Source organism: Microbacterium proteolyticum (assembly GCF_014192415.1).
GTDB lineage: Bacteria > Actinomycetota > Actinomycetes > Actinomycetales > Microbacteriaceae > Microbacterium > Microbacterium proteolyticum.
Window position 1 is genome coordinate 719965 of sequence record NZ_JACHXY010000002.1, and the last position, 24209, is coordinate 744173.

Here is a 24209-nt window from a genome sequence, read left to right on the forward strand (position 1 = left end):
CGATCATGCGACGACTCGCACGCGGGGGTCGAGCGCCGCGTAGGCGAGATCGGCCAGGAAGTTGAACACGATGGCGGTGATCGCGATGACGATGAAGTAGCCCATCACCGGGTTCACGTCCACGCGCTGGATCGAGGTCACGAACAGCTGACCCATGCCGGGGATGGCGAACACCTTCTCGGTGATCACGGCACCACCCAGCAACGCCCCCACGTCGGTGGCGATCAGCGTCACGATCGGGATCAACATGTTGCGGAGACCATGACGCATCACGACGGTGCGCTCGGGCAGACCCTTCGCGCGCGCCGTGCGGATGAAGTCCTGGTTCATCACCTCGAGCATGCCCGCACGGGCATATCGGGTGTACCCCGCGAACGAGATCAGCAGCAGCGAGATCGTCGGCAGTAGCAGGTGCGTGAACGTATCGATGCCGGTGATCCACATGTCGCCGCCGAATCCCGGAGTCGCCGCACCGACCGTGGCAATCGGGCGGCCGTTGATCCGAGGGTTGTCGACGTAGGCGGGCCACGACTGCATGTAGCGGTCGAGCACGACGAGACCGAACGAGAAGAAGGCGACGATCGCACCGATGCGCGCCGTCATCCCGCGGTCGGGCGCGCCGACGAGGTACCCGGTGACGAGACCCACCACGACGGCCACGACGATCAGGATGATGATCGTGGGGACCGTGGAGATGTCGAACAGTCCCTGCAGGACGTAGTAGGCGATGTACGAGATCGCACCGTTGCCTGCCGCGACGATCAGCGCACGACGGTTCGACAGGCCCGAGATGAGCGCGGTGGTGATGACGACCACTCCGGCGATCAGCAGGAGCAGACCCACCGGGCCGAAGCCGGGGTTGCGGAACCAGTCGGTGACGTTGAAGTACACCAGCAGGGCGATGGTCGCCGCGGCGGCGGTGCCGGCGACGATCGCACGTCGGCGCGCCGAGCCGCCGATCATCGCCTGCCAGATCACCGCTGCGACGACGGCGAGCAGCACGATCACCCACACCGGGATCGATGTCGCCGATTCGAGGAAGCTGTTGAACCCCAGGGCCAAGAACTCCTTGAGGAGCACGGCGACGAGGAACGACGGCAGCGAGAAGAGGAAGAAGCTCAGCAGGGTGATGCCGAAGTCGAAGCCGCTGTATTGACGGAGGGCCGACACGACGCCGACCACGATTCCGAGCACGATCGCCAGCACGAACGACGCCGTCACGAGCTGGAGGGTGGAGCCCACCGCAGTGGGCAGGATGTCGAGCACGGGGGCGTTGCTGATCGTGAGACCGAGGTCGCAGGTACCGGCGAACGGGATGAGGCAGCCGGCGGCACCGCCGAGCCACAGGAAGTAACGCAAGGGGGCGGGAACGCTGAGGTCGAGCGCGGCGACGCGCGCGGCGATCAGCTGATCGCGGTTGGCTGCTGTGCTGTCGCGGAGGTCCTGGAGCGGGTCTCCGGAGTTGGCGGCGAGCACGTACATGATGAACGACGCGGCAAGGAGAACCAGGATCGAGACGGCGATGCGCCTGAGAATGAATCCGACCATCGCGGGAGGTCTTCTTTCGATCGGGTGACGGGCACCGAAAAGGCGCCCTGGACAGGATAGTCGCGGGTGCGGCGAAACGGCGCTGCACGCACGCGAAGTGAGGCGCCGGAGCCGAGCGACTCCGGCGCCTCACGTGAACTCAACGGGTCATCAACCCGCCAGCGTCCACTCCTGCGCGTTCCAGACGATGCCGGTCTGGCCACCGAAGTAGTCGACGCCCGTCACGGAACCGTTGTCGGCGAACAGACCCGGCGACTGGAAGAGCGGAAGACCGTAGAAGTCCTTCGCCGTCGCCGTGTCGATCTGCACCTTGATGTCAGCGAGCTCGGTGGGGTCGACCGTCACCTGGCTCTCGTCGACGAGGGTGTCGACGGCGCTGTTGCTGTAGTTGTTGTAGTTTCCGCCGCCGCCGGTCTTGAAGATCTGCGGGAGGGCGGCGTTACCGGCGCCGGGCGAGACCCAGCCGAAGATCGAGGCGTCGTAGCTGCCGCTGCCGAGCAGCGAGCTCCAGTCGGGCGAGCCCGCGTCTTCGATCACGAAACCGGCCTGCTGCGCCGACTGCTGGATGGCGCGGAAGCTGTCGACACGGTTGGGGTTGTTGGTGTTGTAGAGGATGCGCACCGTCGGAGTCGCACCGTTCAGCAGAGCCGTGGCACCCGCGATGTCGGGCTCCGTGAAGGCGTCGTAGCCACTGGCCGCGACAGCGGTGGTGTACTGGTCGCCCTCGGTGGGGAGGAAGATCTGCGAGTTGAGGACCTCGGCGTCGGGGTTGACCGGCGTGACGATCGACTCGAGGATCTGCTGGCGCGGGATCGTCTTGAGGAAGGCCTCGCGGACGTTCGCGTCGGCGAAGACTCCGCCGAAGCTCAAGTCGACGTGGTCGTAGGCGAGCTGGTTGCCCGAGTGAACCGTGGCGTTCGCGTTCTCGAGAGCGGTCAGCGTGTCGGCGGAGGCCTGCGGCTGGATGGCCTGGACCTCGCCGTTCTGCAGGGCCGTCACCTGGGCGTTGGAGTCACCGATGAAGCGGATGATCAGCTGGTCGTACGAGGGCGACATCTCGCCCTTGTAGTTGGGGTTCTTGCCCAGCGTGATGCTCTGCTCGGGCGTGAAGTCGGTCACGATGAACGGACCACTCGCAACCAGCAGGCTCTCGTCGGTCGGCATGGCGGTGACGTCGTAGCCGGTGTTCCAGAAGTCCGCGGCGGCCTTCAGGGTCTCGTTCGGCGCGACCGGAGCGGCGGTGTCGCCCTTGGGCAGCGTCTTGAGCAGTTCGACGAAGTCGGCCTCGGAGACGCCGGCCTTCTCGGCGAGCACGTGGGCGGGCTTGCCGATCGGGTTGACGAGCTCGTAGTCGACGTACGGCGTCGCGTAGGTCAGCGTCATCGACATGTTGTCGTCGCCGATCTCGGGGAACGCGGTGGTGTCGAGTCCCGCGGTGCTGCCGGCGAGGCTGAAGTACTGGGTACCGCCGTTGGTGACGTCACCGGTCGCCGGGTCGAGGATCGCGTCGTTGTAGTAGCCCGAGTTGATGGCCCAGTTGACGAGCATGTCGTCGGCGTTGATGGGCTCGCCGTCGGACCAGGTCAATCCTTCGTTGATGGTGTACTTCACCGTCAGCGGGTCTTCGGAGACCGTCTCGTAGGTGCCGAAGTCGGTGTTGTTGAGGACCGAGAAGTCCTTGTCGAGGCGCTGGAAGCCGCCGAGACCCAGTCCGCCGCTGACACCGGTCAGGTAGCCGACCATGCCGTTCGTGTCGAGGTTGGCCTCGGGGGTGTCTCCGTTGAACGAGGTGAACGCGTTCGTCGTGGCGATCGTGATCGTGCCACCCGTGTTCGTCTCGCCCTCGGGCGTGGCGGTGGTGGTGCATCCGGCGAGTGCCAGAGCCGCGACCGCGACTCCTGCTCCCGCCGTGAGGGCGCGTGCGCGCCGGGTCTTTTCAGACACTTTGCCTCCAGTGCAAGGTTGACGAGCACCCCACCGCGCAGAACAGCCGGGGGGAGCCGTGGATACCGAAACGATAGGTACATGTCACCGGATGGTCAAAACATTTAGATGTTTCGTTACAGACCTTTAATCTCCGACGTGCTCATCCGAGCATTTTGACAATCCCACGGGTCGTCGCTCCTCGGCCGCCCTCTCTCAGCGGTGGCGCTCATCGGCATTCCATAGGGAGGTCCCGATCGAGCGGTGTTGAATGTGTCCCATGTCCCGGCATCCCTCGGCCACCCGCCCCGGTGCGGCTGACCTGTCGACGTCGACAGAGACGCTCGGCCCGTTTCCCTCCCCCATCGACCGCTCGGATCGTTACCGACGGAGTCGCCTCGCGTGGGAGGTCGCGCTCGTCCTCCTGATCAGCGTCGGCCAGTCCGCGATCTACTCGGTCGTGTCGTTCGTGCGGGCGGCCACGCGCGCACCCATCTCCCAGCAGCAGACGCAGCTGAATCCGTCGCGCAGTGCCGAGCCGTTGTGGGACGCGATCTACCAGTTCCTCGACATCTTCTTCTCGCTGGCCCTCGTCGCCGTCGCGATCTACCTGCTGTGGGAACCGGCGGGCAACGCCCTGCGGCGCATCGGTCTCGATTTCCGCCGGTTCGGGTCCGATGTGCTCCGCGGGCTCGCGCTCGTGCTGCTGATCGGCGTCCCCGGCATCGGGGTCTACGCCGTCGGCCGGGCGATCGGCCAAAGCATCGCGGTCGTCCCCGCGCCGCTCGACTCGTCGTGGTGGGTGATCGCGCTCCTCGTGCTCGCGGCGCTCCGCGCCGGCCTCACGGAGGAGGTCATCTTCCTCGGGTACCTGTTCGATCGGCTGCGCCGCCTGGGCTGGTCGTGGACGGGAGTGATCGTGTCGACCGCGCTGCTCCGAGGGAGCTACCACCTGTATCAGGGGTGGCCGTCGGCGCTCGGCAATGTCGTCATGGGACTGGTGTTCGGCTGGTGCTACAAGCGGTGGGGGCGGGTCATGCCACTGGTCGTGGCGCACACCGTCATCGACATCATCGCCTTCGTCGGTTACCCGCTGGCCGCCGCCTGGTGGCCGGGGATCTTCGCCCCGCCCGCGACCCCGGCGTCGTGATCGGTCCGGCCGCCCCTTACTGCGAGGGCGCGGACCAGGTCCAGAACGCCGGGGGCACACCGTCGGGCTCGGAGGTGTAGTCCACTCCCCCGACTCCCGCTGCCGAAACCACGGCACCCGTGCGTTCGAACAGCGGCACGCCGGCGAATGCGGCGAAGAGCGAGCGGTCGATCTCCTTCGCCTCTGCCAGGATGTCGACCGGATCGGTGTGCACGGTGAGCTCAGCGAAGAGCTCGTCGGTGTTCAGGCCGTCCACCCCCTCGGCGATGCGATCACGCGCCGACCGGTAGAGACTCTCGTCCTCGCCGACCCACGCGAGCGTGGCATCCGCGGTGTCGTCCGCCGTGGCTGCACGCACGGCGATGCCCGCACGCGCGCCCATCGACACGAGTCGTGGGAAGACCTGCGACGACAGCTCATCGGTCGCGTCGTAGGCCACGCGGAGCACGGCGGCGCGATCTCCGAGCGCGTTGCGCGCGGCATCCGCATCGCTGCCCGTGCCGGGCGCTCCGTTGCCCGCGACGAGGTCGTTGTACAGCTGCCCCGTCGCCGACGACGACAGGAACGACTGCAGCGGCTGCGCGTCGGGACGCATCGGACCGAGCACGTCACGCACGATCGAGGAGCGGTCGATGGCCAACGTCATGGCTTGACGCAGATCGGATGCCGTCCCTTCGCCGAATCGCAGGTGCAGGGTCTGGGTCGTGGGCCCGACCTGCACCTGGTAGCCCGCGTCGGTGAGCGTCTCACGTTCGGCCACGTCGATCTCGCCGACGTTGGCGATGTCGACGACCCCCGCTTCGAGGGCGGAGAGCTGCGCCGCCCGGTCGGGGAAGAAGCGCACGCTCAGAGCCTCGAGGCCGGGGAAGTGCGCGCCCTGATAACTGTCGCGTCGGGCGAGGGTCAGCGTGTCTGCTGTCGACTCCGTCACGGTCCAGGGACCGGCGGAGACGACACTCGCCGGGTCGACGGCCGTGCCGGCCGGCACATCGAAGCCGGTGTTCCACGCCTCGGCCGCGGCCATCAGCACCGGGTTGGGTGCGGCCGGAGCCTGCGGGTCGCCCTCGGGGACGGTGAGGATCGCCGTGAGCAGATCCTTCACGCTCACGCCCGCGCGTTCGGCCACGACGTGCACCGGCCGGTCGAGCAGCCACTGCCGGTTCCAGTCCGCGAACGGTTCGTCGTAGGTGAGGGTGAGGGTGTCGTCGGAGCGGTCGATGCTGGGCCGCGCGGTACGCGCGTTCGGGTCGGCGGGCATCGCGGTGTCGAAGTATCTCGTGCCCGAGACGATCTGACCGGCGTCGTCGTAGGTGGCGTCGTCGAAGAAATGCGAGGTGACGGCCCAGCCGAACAGCAGGTCGTCGAGGCTCACCGGCGTGCCGTCGGACCAGACGCGATCGTCGAACAGCTCGTAGCTGACCTTCAGCGGGTCGCCCTGCACGCGGGTGATGCGACCGAAGCCGTCGTTGGGGACCACCTGCAGGTCGCCGTCGAGCGACCCGAGCTTCTCGTCGAGGAGGGATGCCACGGCCCGGTTGGCGGCGGTGTCTCCCGTAGCGCTGGCGGCGTTGAAGCTGGTGAGCGAGCCGACGACGCCCACGGTCAAGGTGGTGGGAGCCGCTTCCTGCTCGGTCTCTGGAGCGGGCTCCGGAGCAGAGCACCCGGCGAGGACGATCCCCACGGCGGCGAGGAGTGCTATCGCGCGTCCCGGGCCGCGTCGTCGGGTCGGTCGAGGTTCCTCTTTCACGCCGTGATGCACATCGGGAACCTTACTAAACGCCCGCTGTGCGAATCCGGGGTGGATGGGGGTGCCGACGTGCACCACCCACCCCGAGGTGCCCGCGCGCTCGACTTCTCGGCGACCCTCACGAAGGACGGCCGCCGAGAAGTGAGTGCGTCAGGTGGACGTGTCAGGCGAACGCCTCCGGCGGCGGGCAGGAACACACCAGGTTGCGGTCGCCGTAGGCCTGGTCGATCCGGCGCACCGGGGGCCAGTACTTGCCACGGATGAGCGAGCGCACGGGGTACACCGCCGTCTCCCGCGGATACGGGTGCTCCCACTCGCCCACGACGACCGTCTCGGCGGTGTGCGGGGCGTTCACGAGCGGGTTGTCATCGGCGGGCCACTCCCCCGCGGCGACGGCGAGGGCCTCGTGCTTGATCGCGACCATGGCATCCACGAATCGATCGAGTTCGGCGAGGTCCTCGCTCTCGGTCGGCTCGACCATGAGCGTGCCGGCGACGGGGAACGACATCGTCGGAGCGTGGAAGCCGTAATCGATGAGGCGCTTGGCCACGTCGTCGACGGTGATCCCGGTCTGTTCCTTCAGCGGACGCAGATCGAGGATGCACTCGTGCGCGACCAGGCCGCCCTCCCCGGCGTAGAGCACCGGGTAGTGCTCCCGCAGGCGGGTGGCGATGTAGTTGGCCGACAGCACCGCGGCGGCGGTCGCCTCGCGGAGTCCCTCGGCGCCCATCATGCGCACGTACGCCCACGAGATCGGGAGGATGCCGGCCGAGCCGTGGGGTGCCGCCGACACGGGGCCACCGTCGAACGTGCCCCCGGCGTGATCGGCGCGCTGCGAGAACGGGTGCGACGGGAGGTGGGGCACGAGGTGCGCCTTCGCGGCGACCGGGCCGACGCCGGGTCCGCCACCGCCGTGCGGGATCGCGAACGTCTTGTGGAGGTTCAGGTGCGACACATCCCCGCCCAGATCGCCGAAGCGGGCGAAGCCGAGCAGCGCGTTGAGGTTCGCCCCGTCGACGTAGACCTGACCGCCGGCGTCGTGGACGGCCTGCGTGATCTCGAGCACGTCGTGCTCGTACACCCCGTGCGTCGAGGGGTAGGTGATCATCAGGGCCGACAGCTCGGCGGCGTGCTGCGCGATCTTGGCGCGGAGATCGCCGAGGTCGACGTTGCCGGCCTCGTCGCACGCGACGACGACGACCTTCATGCCCGCGAGGATCGCGGAAGCGGCGTTCGTGCCGTGGGCCGACGAGGGGATGAGGCATACCGTGCGCTCGATGTCGCCGTTCGCGAGGTGATAGCCGCGGATCGCCAGCAGGCCCGCGAGCTCGCCCTGCGAGCCGGCGTTGGGCTGCAGCGACACGGCGTCGTATCCGGTCACCTCGGCGAGCCAGCGTTCGAGCTGGTCGATCATCTCGAGGTAGCCGTGCACGTCGGCCTCGGGGGCGAAGGGGTGCACGCGCGAGAACTCGGGCCACGAGACCGCCGCCATCTCGGTGGCGGCGTTCAGCTTCATCGTGCACGAGCCCAGCGGGATCATGCCGCGGTCGAGCGCGTAGTCGCGGTCGGCGAGCGACTTGAGGTAGCGCATCATCGCCGTCTCGCTGCGGTGCGTGTGGAAGACGGGGTGGGTGAGGTACTCGTCTTCGCGGTGCAGGGCGTCGTCGACGCCGCGCAGGGCGATCCCCTCCGGCAGATCCTCGGTCGCGAGGCCGAACGCATCAAGGACGGCCGAGATGTCGGCATCCGTCGTCGTCTCATCGACCGAGACACCCACGGTGGCGTCGTCGACCCAGAGCAGCTGGTATCCGCGTTCGCGGGCGCGGTCGACCACGTCCTGCGCACGCCCCGGCACGTGCACGCGCACGGTGTCGAAGAACGCGTCGCTCGCCAGCGTCAGGTCGTACGCACGGAGGGCGGATGCCAGGGCGTCGGCCCGCTGCGCGACCCGCGTCGCGATGCCCTTTAGTCCCTGCGGGCCGTGGTAGACCGCGTACATCGCCGCCATGACGGCGAGCAGCACCTGTGCCGTGCAGATGTTCGAGGTCGCCTTCTCGCGCCGGATGTGCTGCTCGCGCGTCTGCAGCGACAGGCGGTAGGCGGGAGCGCCGACGGCATCCTGCGACACGCCGACGAGACGCCCCGGGAGCTGGCGTTCGAGGCCGCCGCGCACCGCCATGTACCCGGCGTGCGGGCCGCCGAAGCCGAGCGGAACGCCGAAGCGCTGGGTCGTTCCGACCGCGACGTCGGCGCCGAGTGCGCCCGGCGAGCGCAGCAGGGTCAGTGCCAGCAGGTCGGCGGCGGCGACGAGGAGGCCGCCCGCGGCGTGCACGGCCGCGGCGACGGCCGAGAAGTCCCACACGCGCCCGGTGGCGCCGGGGTACTGCACGAACGCTCCGAACGCCTCGGGGAGCTCACCGTCGAAGGAGGTCTCATGGACGCGGATGCCGACGGCCGCGGCGCGGTGGTGCAGCAGCGCCTTCGTCTGCGGCAGGGCGTCGACGTCGACGAGGAACACGCTCGTCTTGGCCTTCGACGCGCGGCGGGCGACGAGCATGCCCTCGACGACGGCGGTGGATTCGTCGAGCATCGACGCGTTCGCCGTGGCGAGTCCCGTCAGGTCGGTGACCATCGTCTGGAAGTTGATGAGCGCCTCGAGACGCCCCTGCGAGATCTCGGGCTGGTAGGGCGTGTACGCCGTGTACCACGAAGGGTTCTCGAGGACGTTTCGCGCGATCACGGACGGAGTGAAGGTGTCGTAGTAGCCCAGGCCGATCAACGGGCGCGCGGACCGGTTAATCGAGGCGAGTTCGCGGAGTTCGGCGAGCGCCTCGGCCTCGGTGGCCGCGGGCGGGATCGAACTCGTGGTGCGGGCCTGGACATGAATGGATGCCGGGACGGCGGTCTCCACGAGCGCGTCGACGCTGTCGTAGCCGACGACCTCGAGCATGCGGGCTTGCGCCGCGGCATCGATGCCGATGTGGCGGTCGACGAAGACGGCGGGCGCGGCGGCATCCGTTCGGGGAGGAAGAAGAGTGCTCATGCGGTGAGGTACTCGTAGGCTGCGCGGTCGAGGAGGTCGCCGGGCAGCTCGCCCTCGACGCGGATCTTGATGAGCCAGCCCCCGGCGAAGGGTTCGGCGTTCACGAGAGAGGGGTCGTCGACCACGGCGTCGTTCACCTCGACGACGGTGCCGGTGAGGGGTGCGTAAAGCTCGCCGACCGACTTGGTCGATTCGATCTCGCCGCAGACGTCGCCTGCCGAGACCGCGGAATCGGCGCCGGGCAGCTCGACGAAGACGACGTCGCCGAGCTTGTCGGCGGCGAAGTCGGTGATGCCGACCGTGGCGATCGTCGCCCCTTCGATCTCTGCGAGGGCGATCCACTCGTGCTCGGACGTGTAGCTGAGGGCGGTGAGGTCGGTCATGCGTTTCTCCGATAGAAGGGAAGGGCGGTGACGATGGCGGGGATGCGGGTTCCGCGCACGTCGATGGTCAGTTCGGTTCCAGGTCCGGATGCCGCGGGGGCGACGAACGCCATCGCGACCGGGTGACCGAGGGTGGGGCTGAGTGCGCCGCTGGTGATCTCGCCGACGGTGTCGTCGCCGTGCAGCACCGCGTAGCCGGCGCGACCGGCGCGGCGGCCTTCTGAGACGAGCCCTACCAGCACGGGCGCATCGGCGGGTCCGGATGAGAGTCCGTCCTTTCCGACGAACGCCTCCTTGTCGACGGCGACGATCCGACCGAGGCCGGCCTGGGCGGGAACGATGTCGCGTGAGAGCTCGTGGCCGTACAACGGCATGCCCGCTTCGAGCCGCAGGGTGTCGCGCGCGGCGAGGCCGCACGGGACCAGCCCTTTCTCGGCACCCGCGGCGAGCGCGGCGTCCCACAGGGCACCCGCGTGGGTGGTGGGGACGAGCAGTTCGTAGCCGTCTTCGCCGGTGTATCCGGTTCGGGCGACGAAGAGCGGCGCTCCCTCGAACGTCCCGTCGGTCCACGCGTAGTAGCCGAGTCCGTCGAGCGCGGTACCGGTGATGTCGACCCCCGGCGTGGAGCTCAGGATGCCGCGCGCCTCGGGGCCTTGAAGGGCGATGAGGGCGAACTGGTCGGTGACGTCTTCGATGGTCGGGCCCGGGGAGCCTGCGACGACGGCGAAGGAGCGGGTTCCGGCGGCCTCCGTCGCCGAGCCTGCGGCAGCGTCCGAGGCGGAAGCGCCCTCGCCGGCGTCGGTGGCTGAGCCTGTCGACGCTCCCGACGAGCGACCCCAGGTCACTTGAGCCGTCTCGAAGGCCGCGGCCACGGCATCCCGGTTTCCGGCGTTGGCGATCACGAGGAAGTGCTGCTCGCCGGTGCGGTACACGATGACGTCGTCGACGATGCCGCCGCTGGCTGCGAGCACGAGGGAGTACTTGGCCTTGCCGATCTTCATCGTCGACAGGCGGCCCGCGAGCACGTAGTCGAGGAAGCCCGCGGCGTGAGGGCCCTCGATGGTGAACTCGGCCATGTGCGAGATGTCGAAGAGCCCGGCCGCCCGCCGGACGGCGTGGTGCTCGGCGAGGTCGGAGGTGTAACGCACGGGCATGTTCCAGCCACCGAAGTCGGTGAACGAGGCGCCGAGGGCCTCGTGCCGATCGTGCAGCGGCGACGTGCGCGGTGGAGCGGGGGTAGTGGTCATGAGTTCTGCCGTTCGCGATGACGGACAGACGCCGGTCAGCGCCTGGAGAACTCCCCCTCTGTCATGGGCCTGAGAGTTTCGCCCGCGGCGTCGTTCACGAACGCGGGCTTTCACCGTCGGCGGATCCGGCGCGGTGCACCCGGATCACTTTCCAGAGTGGCCCGATCGACGCGGTACGCGTACCTGAGAGATTGGCGGGGAGGCTTGCTCCTTCGGTGCCCGGCTGTGTGCGCCGGAGCTCTCCCGCATCGATCATGGGGCCGGTGTGGACTTGTGCGGTCAGCCTACCGGAGCGGGGTGCGGGGTACAGCCCCGGCCTGAATCCCGACATTGTCATGGCCCTCAGGACGAGCCGCAGCCTCGAGCTCTAATACTTGTCGCCGGGCCACACATCCTCCGGAAGACGAATGCATGGTGAGAAGGAGGTGACGTAGACGTCTCCGTCCACGCGGTCGTATCGAACGACCCAGGCGGAGTGATGAGGACCGATGACGTCGATGATCGAGTCCTCATCGTCTTCGCGTCGGCTCACCGTCAGATCGTCGAGGTGCCTGACGCGTTGCTCGACTGGATCTAGTACGTTTTCGACCTCGAGCCCCTGTTGCAACTGAGCGGTCAAGCCCCCCGCCCACTGATAGCCCCCGTCTCGCGAGCACGAGAGGAAAGTCCCTGTTTCCTTCTGCTTCATCATCAGAAGCTCCTGCGCGGGCAGGGCCTCGGCAATCTCTCGCTCGATCGTCTGCGTGTACTCCTTCGCGTCGGGTAGCGAAAGGTCGGAGTCGACGTTCTCGATAATCGGCACGCAGCTGGCAAGAGTAAACACGGCCCCGACGAGGACCAAAAACACTCGAACGATCTTCAATCCCGTACCTCCATCACGCTGTTTCTGAAGTCTTCGCGCGGACGGAAGTTCTCCGGTCGGTCCGAGACAATGAGCTGGTGGTTCTCAAGAGGGCTGAGAGACATGCGCACAGACGGCCCGTGCGGATCGAGAAATGGCGCGAGCTCTCCGCCTAAAGGCACGGTGAAATCCCCAGGCCGATCGTAGATGTGAGTCTCGAATCCGGGAGTGACATCGGGGTTCCGCCCGTTCCCCACCCATCCCACGTCTTGCGCCATTGACAGAAAGTCGGTGTAACTCCAGTGGAAATACGTCGTGGTCGCGTCAGCGGTCCAACCCTGCGGCACCCACGCGCCGGCGAGGGAATGAACGGCGTCGAAATGGGTGCCAGCGAGCTCCGAACTCGTCACCGCGACGAGGCCCCAGCTGTATCCAGCCCCGATCTGACCCGCTCTCGAAATCTGTGGATCGCAGCGCATCTCCGCCGAGAACCGGGCCAACGCTTGTCCTGCCGGAACTGACCGAGATTGCGCGTTCGCTTCCACGATGCCGATCAGCTGCTCGGCCAGAACGGGACCCTCGTCATCTCCCGGGAAATCAGCACCCTTCCACACGAACGCCACCATTCCGGCATCCTGATCCGCCAGCCACGCAGGCATCAACTGGGCCCCACCCCCGTAGAAGCTGTCCACCGACGTGAACGTGCCTGGCACGAAGGTCAGCACACGCCGCGTGCCCGGCCCCGGGGTCCCGATCATCTCCGCGATCCGATTCTCCTCAGGCTGATAAAGCACGAGCTGCACCTCCCCGGCCACGACGTGACCCAGGTAGTCGCGCTCCGCGAGCAGGCGGTCGAGAGCGCTCCGGCGCTCTGCCCGCAGAGTCGCCATCGCACCTTCATCGAGCACCGACTCCAGACGCGCGATCTCCCGCTCCACCGTGGGCAGCCTGTCGCCTGCCACGATGCGGTTCGCTGCGACACGGGCAAGCGGCGGCACGCCTCCGAGGGCCCCCATCACCTCGGGCGCCCCGTCGATCAGCGCCGTCCGCCGCTCCGGCGGCAGCGCATCCCACCATGCCTTCACCGCACCCGGTGCGGGTGGACGCCGTCGAAGCCTTTCCACCCAGTCGGGGTGATCGGCGAGGATCTGCCTCATCCGCCCGGCTCCGCCTCGGGCGGTCTCGACCAGCGGCGTGAGCATCGTCTCGACGGCGACCGCTTCGGTGCGCATCTGCCACGTGATCCGCGGCCCGATCCGCGGCGACACCGCCCCGGTCGCCGCGAGCGGCAGCGGGGGCGGCTCGGCGATCCCGGAGAGGTCGCGGCACGCATCGTCGATAACAGAGGCGACGTCAGACTGCAGGCGCACGGTGGCCGATTCGACGTCCGCCTGACCGAACGCCGACCCCTCTGCCCCGAGAGAGGTCGGGACTTCCTCCTCGACCAGGGCTGAACGCCTTCTCTCCAGATGCGCGAGCGCATCCGCGAGTTCACCCAGCACCGCACCCACTCGCGCAAATGCCTCACTCGTCTGCCGTTCGCCCGTCGCGAGAATGCACATCCTCTCCGTCAGCTCCGCAGCCTCGGGAGCGTCGTAGGTCGTGCCCAGGTCGCGCCACCCCGCGATGATCTCGTCGGCCGCCGGTGCGACCGCGGCCGTGCGATCGCGCAGGCGGTGCGCGGCGTGCTCCAGCTCGTCAGAACGCTCGAGCAGTGACGGCACATCGAAACGCTGCTCGCTCAAGAGACCCTCCAGCGTCCGTGCCCGCGCGAACCGGCGGCGCGACCGGTGTCGACGGCCATCGCGGCGTCCGCGCGGCAGTATTCGATGACCGCGCGCTCGGCAGCCGACAGAACCGCTCCCCCGTGCTCCGCCAGCGCTGTCGCGCGCTCCACCCAAGGGTCGACCGCTCTGGCGAAGGCGCGAGCGAGATCGGGCGTGAGGGCCACGGCATCCCGCACCTCGTCCACGACGAACAGCACGCGGAAAACGGCCTCGGCGAGGGAGTCGAGACGCCGCGCGGTCCGCGACGCCAGGTCGAGGAAGCCGTTCACATCGATCGCATATCGGTCAGCCATGCGGAGACCCTAAGGAAATGCGCTCGGCAGCCTCGAAAATTGTCCACAGGCCGCGCGGGGTGAACCCCCGGCGCCTGTTCCCTCGCGTCTGAAACCGTCGGGCGTACCGACATCGCCGGCGCACCCGCCGACCGTCTCAGCTGCGGGCGGCCGAGTCACCGCCCCGCGCCGCGGATGACAGGGGCGCCCGACGGTCGAGCTCAGCCCCGCGTGCAGCTCCCGGATGCCACCGGCGCCGCCAGCGCGTCGATCTGCGCCATGACCGGCTCGAGCTCGACCGGCGTCATGGCGTACCCGACGTTGTCGTCGGTGTCGGAACGCGCGAAGACGATCCCGCCGACTTCGCCACCCGTGGTGAGGAGCGGTCCGCCGGAGTTGCCGGGGCGGACGACCGCGGCGAGGGCGAAGATGTCGCGCGGCGACGAGGAACCGTCGTAGATGTCGGGGACGGGGACCGTGCCCTCCGACAGCACCTGGGCGCTCCCCGATGTGAACGGCCCGCCGCCGGGGTATCCCTGCACGACGGCCGAGGATCCGACGTCGAGTGTCGAGACGACCGGGAGGGCCGCGGCATCCAGACCGTCGACAGCCACCACGGCTATGTCGTCGATGGGGTCGAAGTACACGACGCGTCCCTCGCGGGCGGGGCGACCGGGCAGTTCCACGACCGGGGTGTCGACACCGGCGACCACATGGGCATTGGTCACGACCCGGTCAGCGGCAACGACGAACCCGGACCCGCTGGATGTCACACCGCACGCGTAAGCGGTTCCCGATATGCGGGCGACCGACTGCGCCGCCTGCGTCAGAGCCGGATCGTCGAGGGCGACGGCGGGGGCGCTCGGCACGGGGCCGATCTGGATGAGCTGGCCGAGGCGCGGAATGCCCTCCGCGAAGACCGTTCCGCGAAGCTCCGCGAGAGCGCCGCGTACCGGCGCCGGAGTCAGGTGGTCGATCGTGCGCACCACGGTCGAGGAACCGAGGGCCGCCGACACGACCGGCAACCCCACGGGGGTCAACGACCCGGCGGCGAACGAGATGGCGAGCGCCGCGGCGGCGACGTTGACCACCCCGCCGAGGAGGCGTTCAGGCACCCGCAGCTTGATGCGATCGGCACCACGACGGACGAAACCGCCCACGGCGGTGCCGAGACCCGACCCGATGAGCAGGAGCAGGATGCCGGTCAGGATCATCGCCGGCCCGCGCCAGGATGGAGATGTGACCCACTGCCCCACGAACGGCGTCGCCCAATAGGCAGCGACCGCACCGACGGCGAGACCGGCGAAGAAGCCGATGGTCGCGAGGAATCCCCTCGACAGGCCCGTGATGAGCGCGATCACCAGAAGGGCGATCAGAACGATGTCGATGACCGGCATCCGACCTCCCCAATCCGACTCTCACGTTAAGCCGCGCGTCTGAGAGAACCCTTTCGACGCGGCCGGGGGTGGTGTGGTCGCGGGCTCGGGCTCCGAGTCGGGCTGACGCTCGGGTGTGGGGCACGTTTGGCGCATCGGGGCGGGCGGATCGCGCCCCGATGCGCAGATCACGCCCCAAACCCGCCTACCTCGCCTCGGGCCCCCGGCACCCGGCCGTCGCGCGCACCCGTCCCCGCCGCACCCCGCCTGCTCCGATTCGCCCTTCGGGTCGCAATGACACTAAGATCGACACGGAGATATGGTCACCATGACAAGAACCCCTGCCCCCGAGACTCGCGACGCCGACGTGCGCGTTGCGGTGTCGACCGTGATCTTCAGCGTGCGCCGGGACGAGCACGACGAACCCGTACTCTCGCTCCCCCTCGTCCGCCGCACCCGTGACCCTTTCGACGGCAGGTGGGCACTGCCCGGCGGCTGGCTCGACGCGACCGAAGGGCTCGACGTCGCGGCATCGCGCACCTTGGCCGAGACCACGGGACTCACGCCGAGCTACCTCGAGCAGCTCTACGCGTTCGGGGCGGTCGACCGCTCCCCCACGCGCGTCGTGTCGATCGTCTACTGGGCGCTGCTGCGCTCCGACGAGGTCGACGCGCAGGTCGCCGCTCACGCGCGGGGAGGCGATGCCCCTGAGAATGTCGAGTGGTTCGACGCCACTGATCTGCCGCCCCTGGCCTTCGACCACGACGACATCGTCGAATACACCCTGTGGCGCCTTCGCAACAAGGTCGGCTACAGCCGGATCGCCCACGGTCTCCTCCCCGACGAGTTCACGCTGGCCGACCTCCGCGAGGTCAACGAGACGATCCTCGGCAAGCGTCTCGACCCGGCGAACTTCCGCCGTCAGGTCGACACGTCCGACACCCTCATCCCCACCGAGCGCTTCCGCACCGGAAGCCACCGCCCCGCCCGTCTGTACCGCTACAACCGCGATGTGGAGCTCGCCGACCGCGGCCCGCTCCCTACCCGTCACTGATCGGAACGCCCATGGCCGCCACTCCCGTCTCCCTGCAGCCCCGACCCGCGATCGACCCGAGCGTCGACCACGCGATCCAGGCGATCGTCTCCGGCGCGTCCATCGACGCCACGTGCACCACCGACCTCGCCGTCGGCCCGTGGGACTTCGACACGCGCCCCGGGTACGGCCCCGGCTCCTCGATGGGCGACGTCATCCCCACCGGCGCGCCGCGCCAGGGTGAACTGCCGCAGCGCTACCGCGACGCTTCCGACGACGAGCTCGACGCACGCGTCCGCGCCGCGAAAGCCACGCTCGGCGACCGCGTCGTCGTGCTCGGGCACTTCTACCAGCGCGAAGAGGTCGTGCGGCACGCCGATTACGTCGGCGACTCGTTCCAGCTCGCCAACGCGGCCCTCGAGCACCCCGAGGCCGAGGCGATCGTGTTCTGCGGCGTGCATTTCATGGCCGAGACCGCCGACCTGCTGTCGACGCCCGAGCAGGCCGTCGTCCTGCCGAATCTCGCCGCCGGATGCTCGATGGCCGACATGGCCGACATCGACCAGGTCGAGGAGTGCTGGGAGCAGCTCGAAGACGTGCTCGGCGACCTCGAGACCCCGGATGCCGACGGCCTCGTTCCCGTCATCCCGGTGACCTACATGAACTCCTCCGCCGCCATCAAGGGCTTCGTGGGACGACACGGCGGTATCGTCTGCACCTCCTCGAACGCCCGCACGGTGCTGGAGTGGGCGTTCGCGCGCGGGCGTCGCGTGCTGTTCTTCCCCGACCAGCACCTCGGCCGCAACACCGCCAAGGCGATGGGAGTGCCGCTCGAGCAGATGCCGATGTGGAACCCCCGCAAGGCCCTCGGCGGCTCGACCGCCGAGCAGGTGCAGGACAGCCGCGTCATCCTCTGGCACGGCTTCTGCTCGGTGCACCGCCGCTTCACCGTCGATCAGATCGACAAGGCGCGTGCCGAGCACCCCGGCGTCCGCGTGATCGTGCACCCCGAGTGCCCGATGGACGTGGTGGATGCCGCTGACGAAGCAGGGTCCACCGACCTCATCCGCAAGGCGATCGCCGCCGCCACGGAGCCCACGACCTTCGCGATCGGCACCGAGATCAACCTCGTGCAGCGCCTGGCCGCCCAGTACCCGCAGCACGAGATCTTCTGCCTCGACCCCGTGGTCTGCCCGTGCTCGACGATGTACCGCATCCACCCCGGCTACCTCGCGTGGGTACTGGAGTCGCTCGTCGCGGGCGAGATCGTCAACCGCATCACGGTCCCGGCCGACGTCGCCGCCCCGGCTACCGTCGCCCTCGAGCGCATGCTCGCGGCCAAGCCCAGCGGTGCGGTGAAATGACCACCGTCGTCGTGGTGGGCAGCGGCATCGCCGGTCTCACGGCGGCGTTGCACGCGGCGGAGAACGGATGCCACGTCACCATCGTGACGAAGGGCGCACTGTCCGACACCAACACGCGCTGGGCGCAGGGCGGCGTGGCCGCCGTCACCCACCCCGCTGACAGTGTCGCCTCGCACGCGGCCGACACGCGAACCGCCGGCGCGGGACTCAATGACCCGGCCGCGGTGAACGTCCTCGTCGGTGAGGGGCCCGCGATCATCGCCGAACTCGTCGCACGCGGCGTCGACTTCGACCGCGCACCCGACGGCGACTTCGCCCGGGGGCTCGAGGCTGCGCACGCGATACCGCGGGTGCTGCACGCCGGCGGCGACGCGACCGGGGCGGAGATCCAGGCGGCGCTCGGCGCCGCCGTGCGTTCCGCCGGGCTGCGTGTGCGCGAGCACGCGCTGTTGCGCGACCTCGTGCTGCGGGGCGGGCGCGTCGTCGGCATCGAGCTCGGCGGCGGCGAGCGCATCGACGCCGACGCGGTGATTCTCGCGACGGGTGGTGCAGGCCAGCTCTACGCGCACACCACGAACCCGCAGGGGGCGACCGGCGACGGCATCGCCGCGGCTCTGCGAGCGGGAGCCGCGGTCGCCGACCTCGAGTTCGTGCAGTTCCATCCCACCGCCCTCGCCGTGGGCGCCCCCTTCCTCGTGTCCGAGGCCGTGCGCGGGGAGGGCGCGACCCTCATCGACGATGCCGGACGACGGTTCTGCTTCGACGCCCACCCCGACGGCGAGCTCGCTCCGCGCGATGTCGTCGCCCGCGCGAACGCCCGAGCGATGGCCGCCCAGAACGGGCGTCCGGTGCGTCTGGATGCCACGGCGCTGGGCGCGAGCCGTCTCGCGCGGCGCTTTCCCACCATCGATGCCGCCGGGCGCGAGCGCGGTCTCGATTGGGCTGTGCACCCGATTCCGGTCACCCCCGCGGCGCACTACCTCATGGGCGGCGTCGTGACCGACCTCGATGGACGCACCACCGTGCCGGGGCTGTACGCGGTGGGCGAGACGGCCCGCACGGGCGTGCACGGCGCGAACCGCCTGGCATCCAATTCGCTTCTCGAGGGAGCCGTGTTCGGTGCGCGAGCAGGCGATGCCGTGGCGCGTGACCGCGCGTGGCCCGTCCCTCCACCGGCGGAGCGCGAGCCCGCCGGGACGCTGCCGCTCCGGCCTCCGACGCCGGATGCCGTCCCCTTCTCTCGGGTCGCCTTGCAGCAGGTGATGTGGACCGAAGCCGGTCTCGTCCGCGACGCCGCCGGTCTGGAACGCGCGGCCGGGATCCTCGCCGCGTGGAACGCCGACCCCTCTCCCCGCTCCGTCGAAGACGCCAACCTGCTCCTCGTCGCCGTCCACGTCGTCGCCGCCGCCCGGGCGCGTACCGGATCGATCGGGGCGCACTACCGGTCGGATGCGCCGGATGCCGGGGTCCCGGTCCTCCCCGCGCCGGGCGGCGCTACGACGAGCGAGGCAGTCGACGCCGCGGTCGTCGCAACGCCCCACCCCGCCCGTTCCTCCGCCGCGCCCGACGACGCGGCATCCGCTCCCCTGCCCCAGGAGGTCCTCGCATGTTGACCCGTGCCGCCATCGATCGCGTCGTCTCGGCCGCCCTCGAGGAAGACGCGCCCTGGGGCGACCTCACCAGCGACACGCTCATCCCGGCCGATGCGACCGCGCGCGCGGCGCTCGTCGCGCGCGTCGACGGGGTCTTCAGCGGCGCCGCCGTCTTCGCGGCGGCATTCACGCTCACGGACTCATCCGTCGTGATCGAGCAGCGGGTCGCCGACGGAGAGCACTTCGCGACCGGTGACACGCTCGCGGTGGTCACCGGGCCCGCGCGAGCGGTGCTCACCGCCGAGCGGATCGGTCTGAACTTCGTTCAGCGCATGTCGGGGATCGCGACGCTGACCAACCGGTACGTGGCCGAGGTCGCGCACACCGGCGCCCGCATCGTCGACACCCGCAAGACCACTCCGGGCCTGCGCGCGATCGAACGTCAGGCGGTGCGCGACGGCGGCGGTCACAACCATCGCTTCTCGCTGTCCGACGCCGTGATGGCGAAGGACAACCACCTCGCCGTGCTCACCGCGAGCGGGCTGTCAGTGACGCAGGCTCTCGAGAGCGCGATCGCGAGGCTCCCGCACACCACGCACGTCGAGGTCGAGGTGGATCGACTCGACCAGATCGACGCCGTGCTCGCCGCGGGCGTCGGCACGATCATGCTCGACAACTTCTCGCTCGACGACCTACGGGTGGGGGTCGCCCGTATCGCGGGAGCCGCCCAGATCGAAGCCTCGGGCGGGGTGACGCTGGAGACCGTACGCGCGATCGCCGAGACCGGGGTCGACGTCATCTCGGTCGGAGCCCTCACCCACTCGGCTCCGTCACTGGACCTGGGCCTGGACATCCGCATCGAGACGGCGTGACGCTCTACCTCGACAACGCCGCGACCACCCCCGTGCGCCCCGAGGTGCTCGAGGCCATGGCTCCCTACCTCGCGCGGTTCTTCGGCAACCCGTCGAGCCATCACGAGGTGGGCGAGGCCGCGGCATCGGCCCTCGACGATGCCCGACGCCGCGTCGCCGCCGTCCTCGGGATGCGCGCCGGCGACGTGATGTTCACCTCCGGCGGTACCGAGTCGAACAACGCCGCCATCAAGGGGCTCGTCTTGGGGTCCGGGCGCCGGCACCTCGTCACGACGGCGATCGAGCACGAGTCGGTTCTCGCCTCCGCCGATTACCTCGCGCGCCTGCACGGCGTCGAGGTGACCCATGCGGCGGTCGACGCGACGGGGACCCTCACGCCCGAGGCCCTGGCCGCAGCGCTCCGCGACGATACGGCGCTGGTCAGCATCGGTTACGCCAACAACGAGGTCGGCACGATCCAGGATGCCGCAGCCCTCGCGGACGTCGCCCACGCCCGCGGCGTGCCGCTGCACCTCGACGCCGTCCAGGCCGCCGGATGGCTGCCCCTCGCCGGGCTCGGAGCGGATGCCGTGACCGTGGCCGGCCACAAGATCGCGGCCCCCAAGGGCACCGGCATCCTGGCCGTCCGGGGCCGGCTGCCGTTCGAGCCGCTGCTGCACGGCGGCGGGCAGGAGCGCGGGCGCCGTTCGGGTACCCCCGACGTCGCCGGCGCGGTGGCGATCGCCCGCGCGCTCCAACTCGCCGAGGCGGAGCGTCTCGACGAGGCGGCGCGACTGTCTGCCCTCCGCGACGCCTTCATCGCCCGGGTGCTCGCTCTCGTTCCCGGCGCCCGGCTGACCGGTCACCCGACGCGGCGGTTGCCGGGAACGGCGAGCTTCGTCTTCCCGGGCACCAACGGCGAGACGGTGCTGCTCGAGCTCGAACGTCGCGGGATCGTCTCCTCGAGCGGGTCCGCGTGCGCCGCGGGCAGTGACGAGGCTTCGCACGTGCTGACGGCGCTCGGCTTCGCACACGACGATGCGCGCACCGCGGTGCGTTTCACCCTGCCGCACGCGCTCGCGGCATCCCTCGATCCCGTCGCCGATGCCGTCGCCGACGCTGTTTCGGCCATAGGATCGCGCGGGTGAACTCCCCCGCGGTCACCGTCATCGTTCCCGGCTTCGACGTCGCCGAGTACGCCGAGGAGGTGCTGGACTCCTTGCGCGCGCAGACGCACGCGCGGTGGACCGCCGTGCTGGTCGACGACGCGTCCACCGACGACACGACCCGCATCTTCGCCGACGCCGCGGCCGCCGACCCGCGGTTCCGTTTCATCCGCCACGACCGGCAGCGCGGCCTCGGCGCCGCACGCAACACCGGACTCGCCCACGTCGACACCCCTTACACGGCCTTCCTCGACGCCGACGACCGGATGCGGCCCGATGCGCTGACGCGTCTCACCGACACCCTCGAACACACGGGCAGCGACTTCGTCGTCGGCGCGTACGTCCGTCTGCGACCCGATGCCGAAGGTCACGGCTACACCCCCGGCGACGTGCAGCCGTGGGTCGCCGCAGCCACCGACCCGCCGCGGGAGCGGACGAGCCTCGCGGCGCACCCCGCGGCATCCGGGAACATCGTCGCGTGGTCGAAGGTGAGCCGTACCGCCTTCTGGCGCGCGCACGACCTGCGCTTCCCCGAGGGGCGGTACTACGAGGATCAGGTGCTCGCGCAGCGCATGTACACGCTCGCTGCGACGTTCGACGTGGTGCCGGATGTGGTCGTCGAGTGGCGGCAGCGCCGCGACGGCGGCTCGATCACCCAGCGCCTCGGTGAACTCGACGTGCTACGCGATTACCTCGACGCGCTCGGCGAGGGCATCGCCCTGTTGCGGGCGGCCGGGGCCGACGCAGCGGTGCGGGAACGCGCGGTGCTCATCCGCACGCTCGACCTTCCGCCGTTGCTGCGCATCGCCGAGACGCATGCCGACCCTGCGTACCGGGTGGCGCTGGAGGCGTTCGTGGAGACGCTGCCCGACTGAGCAGGCGCGCCGGCCGGGGCGACTGTGCCCGGCTCCGCGTCGTGCTCGTGCCGGACGGGCTCTAGGCCGGAGCCTCGTCGGCCCGGCGGGTGGGCAGCGCGGCGCGCGCGAGGCCGGCCGCGTCGTGCTGCTCTTCTGCAAGGACGAACGAGGACGCGAGCTGCTCGGCGGCGAGGCTCGCGTAGAGGCCGCCGGCGGCGAGCAGCTCGCTGTGCGTCCCCGACTCGACGATGCGTCCGGCGTCGACGACGTGGATGCGGTCGGCGCCGATCACCGTCGACAGCCGGTGTGCGATCGACAGGGTGGTGCGCCCGTGCGACGCGGTCTCGAGAGCTTCCTGCACGATGCGTTCCGACACGGTGTCGAGGGCGCTCGTGGCCTCGTCGAGGAGGAGCACCGGCGGGTCCTTCAGCAGCACACGCGCAATGGCGATGCGTTGCTTCTCGCCGCCCGACAGGCGGTACCCGCGTTCCCCGACCACGGTGTCGTAGCCGTCCTCGAACGATGCGATCACGTGGTGGATGTTCGCGGCGCGGCAGGCGGCCACGATCTCATCGTCGGTGGCATCTGGACGCGCGTAGCGCAGGTTCTCGCGCACGGTGGCGTGGAAGAGGTAGGTCTCTTGCGAGACGATGCCGATCTCGTCGACGATCGAGGCGCGGTCGAGGGTGCGCACGTCGGCGCCCGAGAACATCACGGCGCCGCCGGACGCTTCGTACATGCGCGGCGTCAGATAGAGGATGGTCGTCTTGCCCGCGCCCGACGGTCCGACGAACGCGACGTGTTGCCCGGGCTCGACGGTGAACGACACCCCGTCGAGCGTGGGGCGCGTGTGCGCCGGAGCGTCGGGATAGCGGAACTCGACATCGCGGAACTCGATGCGTCCGAGCGGTCCGGGTGCCGCCGACACGAGTAGCGCCTCGGGCACGTCGACGATCGCCGGCTTCAGGTCGAGGTATTCGAAGATGCGGGCGAACAGCGCCGACGAGGTCTGCACGTCGAGCGCGACGCGCATGAGTCCCATGAGCGGCATGAGCAGTCGCGCCTGCACCGTGGTGAAGGCGACGATCGTTCCCGCCGTGATCGCCCCGGCACCCCCGCCGATGAGGTAACCGGAGACGAGGTAGATGATCGCCGGCACGCTCGACATGATCACCTGGACGACGGCGAAGAAACCCTGACCGCTCATCGCCCGGCGCACCTGCAGATGCACCTGGTTGTCGTTCTCGGCATCGAAGCGCGCTGATTCCGTCCGCTGGCGGTTGAACGACTTCGACAGCAGGATCCCCGAGACGCTCAGCGTCTCCTGCGTGATCGCCGACAGCTCCGACAGGGACTCCTGCGTCTCGCCCGCGATGCGCGCCCGCACTTGACCGACCCGCCGCTGCACGAAGATGAGGAACGGCATGAGCGCGACGGCGATCAACGTCAACCGCCAGTCGATGAGGATCATCGCGACCAGCGACGCGATCACGGTCACGGCGTTGCCCAGGATGCTGGTGACGGTGTTGGTGAGAACGCCCGAGACACCGCCGACGTCGTTCTGCAGACGCGACTGGATGACACCGGTCTTCGTGCGCGTGAAGAAGCCGAGCTCCATCGACTGGAGATGATCGAACAGACGCGTGCGCAGATCGCCCGTGACGCGATTGCCCACCGTGGCCGTGAGCCACGTCTGCCCGACGTTCAGGCCCGCCGAGAGCAGGAAGAGCACGATCATCACGCTGACGAGCTGTGCCAGCAACCCCAGGTCGGGGCTCGATCCGTCGACAGGGAACAGCGCGTCGTCGAAGATCCGCTGGACGAGCAACGGCGGGATGACGGCGACGGCGGCGCCCACCACGACGAGGAGAGCGGTGAAGGCGATCCTCCAGCGGTAGGGACGGAACAGCTCGACGACGCGGCCACCCAGGTCGGCGACACGCGGCGCCTGGGCGTTGCGTCGGCGCTGCACGTCGGCGTCGACGCCGCGGAACATGCTTCCGCCCACACCACCCGGGTTCATGCGGGC

At 69.5% G+C, this 24209-nt stretch carries 18 protein-coding genes and 2 riboswitches; of the genes, 7 read left to right on the forward strand and 11 right to left on the reverse strand.

Annotated features, from left to right (window positions below):
• Window positions 1-3: 3 nt before the first annotated feature.
• The gene (locus FHS07_RS11795; RefSeq protein ID WP_183420074.1) at window positions 4-1548 is read right to left on the reverse strand and encodes an ABC transporter permease; all 1545 of its coding nucleotides are present in this window, start codon (window positions 1546-1548) and stop codon (window positions 4-6) included.
• 150 nt (window positions 1549-1698) lie between these two features.
• A complete protein-coding gene (locus tag FHS07_RS11800; protein WP_183420075.1) occupies window positions 1699-3492 on the reverse strand; it encodes an ABC transporter substrate-binding protein in 1794 nt (597 codons plus the stop codon).
• A 259-nt stretch (window positions 3493-3751) separates the two neighbouring features.
• Between FHS07_RS11800 and FHS07_RS11805 the strand changes: the two genes are divergently transcribed.
• On the forward strand, window positions 3752-4621 hold the full coding sequence (locus FHS07_RS11805; RefSeq protein WP_183420076.1) for a CPBP family intramembrane glutamic endopeptidase: 870 nt from the start codon (window positions 3752-3754) through the stop codon (window positions 4619-4621).
• Window positions 4622-4637: 16 nt separating this feature from the next.
• Here the strand turns inward: FHS07_RS11805 and FHS07_RS11810 are convergent, their stop codons facing one another.
• From FHS07_RS11810 to FHS07_RS11845, 8 genes are all read right to left on the reverse strand, one after another.
• Window positions 4638-6302: an ABC transporter substrate-binding protein gene (locus FHS07_RS11810; RefSeq protein ID WP_183420077.1), complete on the reverse strand. Its 1665-nt coding sequence runs from the start codon at window positions 6300-6302 to the stop codon at window positions 4638-4640.
• 229 nt (window positions 6303-6531) lie between these two features.
• The gene (gene gcvP, locus FHS07_RS11815; protein ID WP_183420078.1) at window positions 6532-9411 is read right to left on the reverse strand and encodes an aminomethyl-transferring glycine dehydrogenase; all 2880 of its coding nucleotides are present in this window, start codon (window positions 9409-9411) and stop codon (window positions 6532-6534) included.
• Window positions 9408-9794, reverse strand: coding sequence for a glycine cleavage system protein GcvH (gene gcvH / locus FHS07_RS11820; RefSeq protein WP_183420079.1), 387 nt, complete (start codon window positions 9792-9794; stop codon window positions 9408-9410). Before gcvH ends, gcvP begins: the two co-directional genes overlap by 4 nt.
• Window positions 9791-11041, reverse strand: a complete 1251-nt coding sequence (locus FHS07_RS11825; protein ID WP_183420080.1) for an aminomethyl transferase family protein — start codon at window positions 11039-11041, stop codon at window positions 9791-9793. The genes gcvH and FHS07_RS11825 overlap by 4 nt, the downstream gene beginning before the upstream one ends.
• A 48-nt stretch (window positions 11042-11089) precedes the next feature.
• A riboswitch (glycine riboswitch) is annotated at window positions 11090-11202 on the reverse strand.
• A riboswitch (glycine riboswitch) is annotated at window positions 11203-11297 on the reverse strand. It lies immediately after the preceding riboswitch.
• 111 nt (window positions 11298-11408) lie between these two features.
• Window positions 11409-11888 carry a hypothetical protein gene (locus FHS07_RS11830; RefSeq protein WP_183420081.1) on the reverse strand — a complete coding sequence of 160 codons (480 nt, stop codon included), beginning with the start codon at window positions 11886-11888 and terminating at the stop codon, window positions 11409-11411.
• 11 nt (window positions 11889-11899) lie between these two features.
• Complete coding sequence (locus FHS07_RS11835) at window positions 11900-13627, reverse strand: hypothetical protein (RefSeq protein WP_183420082.1); 1728 nt, start codon at window positions 13625-13627, stop codon at window positions 11900-11902.
• On the reverse strand, window positions 13624-13962 hold the full coding sequence (locus FHS07_RS11840; RefSeq protein ID WP_183420083.1) for a hypothetical protein: 339 nt from the start codon (window positions 13960-13962) through the stop codon (window positions 13624-13626). The genes FHS07_RS11835 and FHS07_RS11840 overlap by 4 nt, the downstream gene beginning before the upstream one ends.
• A 200-nt stretch (window positions 13963-14162) precedes the next feature.
• Window positions 14163-15338, reverse strand: coding sequence for a MarP family serine protease (locus tag FHS07_RS11845; RefSeq protein WP_183420084.1), 1176 nt, complete (start codon window positions 15336-15338; stop codon window positions 14163-14165).
• Window positions 15339-15645: 307 nt separating this feature from the next.
• On the opposite strand from FHS07_RS11845, the gene FHS07_RS11850 reads away from it, so the two are divergent.
• From FHS07_RS11850 to FHS07_RS11875, 6 genes are read left to right on the forward strand one after another with little or no spacing between them, the layout of a single operon-like run.
• Window positions 15646-16371, forward strand: coding sequence for an NUDIX hydrolase (locus FHS07_RS11850; protein WP_183420085.1), 726 nt, complete (start codon window positions 15646-15648; stop codon window positions 16369-16371).
• An 11-nt stretch (window positions 16372-16382) separates the two neighbouring features.
• Complete coding sequence (gene nadA, locus FHS07_RS11855) at window positions 16383-17714, forward strand: quinolinate synthase NadA (protein WP_183420086.1); 1332 nt, start codon at window positions 16383-16385, stop codon at window positions 17712-17714.
• Window positions 17711-19327 carry an L-aspartate oxidase gene (gene nadB / locus FHS07_RS11860; protein ID WP_183420087.1) on the forward strand — a complete coding sequence of 539 codons (1617 nt, stop codon included), beginning with the start codon at window positions 17711-17713 and terminating at the stop codon, window positions 19325-19327. The genes nadA and nadB overlap by 4 nt, the downstream gene beginning before the upstream one ends.
• On the forward strand, window positions 19321-20178 hold the full coding sequence (gene nadC / locus FHS07_RS11865) for a carboxylating nicotinate-nucleotide diphosphorylase (RefSeq protein WP_183420088.1): 858 nt from the start codon (window positions 19321-19323) through the stop codon (window positions 20176-20178). Before nadB ends, nadC begins: the two co-directional genes overlap by 7 nt.
• On the forward strand, window positions 20175-21305 hold the full coding sequence (locus FHS07_RS11870) for an aminotransferase class V-fold PLP-dependent enzyme (RefSeq protein WP_183420089.1): 1131 nt from the start codon (window positions 20175-20177) through the stop codon (window positions 21303-21305). The genes nadC and FHS07_RS11870 overlap by 4 nt, the downstream gene beginning before the upstream one ends.
• Entirely contained in the window at window positions 21302-22198 is an 897-nt protein-coding gene (locus FHS07_RS11875; RefSeq protein WP_183420090.1) for a glycosyltransferase, read from the forward strand. Before FHS07_RS11870 ends, FHS07_RS11875 begins: the two co-directional genes overlap by 4 nt.
• A gap of 61 nt (window positions 22199-22259) precedes the next feature.
• Here FHS07_RS11875 and FHS07_RS11880 read toward each other — a convergent pair whose 3' ends face one another.
• On the reverse strand, window positions 22260-24203 hold the full coding sequence (locus tag FHS07_RS11880; RefSeq protein ID WP_246383450.1) for an ABC transporter ATP-binding protein: 1944 nt from the start codon (window positions 24201-24203) through the stop codon (window positions 22260-22262).
• Window positions 24204-24209 lie beyond the last annotated feature (6 nt).

What these genes read in the sequence shown, in the direction of transcription:
- FHS07_RS11795 (WP_183420074.1), bottom strand. Translation starts at nt 1,548, where the DNA reads ATGGTCGGATTCATTCTCAGGCGCATCGCCGTCTCGATCCTGGTTCTC.
- FHS07_RS11805 (WP_183420076.1), top strand. Translation starts at nt 3,752, where the DNA reads ATGTCCCGGCATCCCTCGGCCACCCGCCCCGGTGCGGCTGACCTGTCG.
- gcvP (WP_183420078.1), bottom strand. Translation starts at nt 9,411, where the DNA reads ATGAGCACTCTTCTTCCTCCCCGAACGGATGCCGCCGCGCCCGCCGTC.
- gcvH (WP_183420079.1), bottom strand. Translation starts at nt 9,794, where the DNA reads ATGACCGACCTCACCGCCCTCAGCTACACGTCCGAGCACGAGTGGATC.
- FHS07_RS11825 (WP_183420080.1), bottom strand. Translation starts at nt 11,041, where the DNA reads ATGACCACTACCCCCGCTCCACCGCGCACGTCGCCGCTGCACGATCGG.
- FHS07_RS11840 (WP_183420083.1), bottom strand. Translation starts at nt 13,962, where the DNA reads ATGGCTGACCGATATGCGATCGATGTGAACGGCTTCCTCGACCTGGCG.
- FHS07_RS11845 (WP_183420084.1), bottom strand. Translation starts at nt 15,338, where the DNA reads ATGCCGGTCATCGACATCGTTCTGATCGCCCTTCTGGTGATCGCGCTC.
- FHS07_RS11850 (WP_183420085.1), top strand. Translation starts at nt 15,646, where the DNA reads ATGACAAGAACCCCTGCCCCCGAGACTCGCGACGCCGACGTGCGCGTT.
- nadA (WP_183420086.1), top strand. Translation starts at nt 16,383, where the DNA reads ATGGCCGCCACTCCCGTCTCCCTGCAGCCCCGACCCGCGATCGACCCG.
- nadB (WP_183420087.1), top strand. Translation starts at nt 17,711, where the DNA reads ATGACCACCGTCGTCGTGGTGGGCAGCGGCATCGCCGGTCTCACGGCG.
- nadC (WP_183420088.1), top strand. Translation starts at nt 19,321, where the DNA reads ATGTTGACCCGTGCCGCCATCGATCGCGTCGTCTCGGCCGCCCTCGAG.
- FHS07_RS11880 (WP_246383450.1), bottom strand. Translation starts at nt 24,203, where the DNA reads ATGAACCCGGGTGGTGTGGGCGGAAGCATGTTCCGCGGCGTCGACGCC.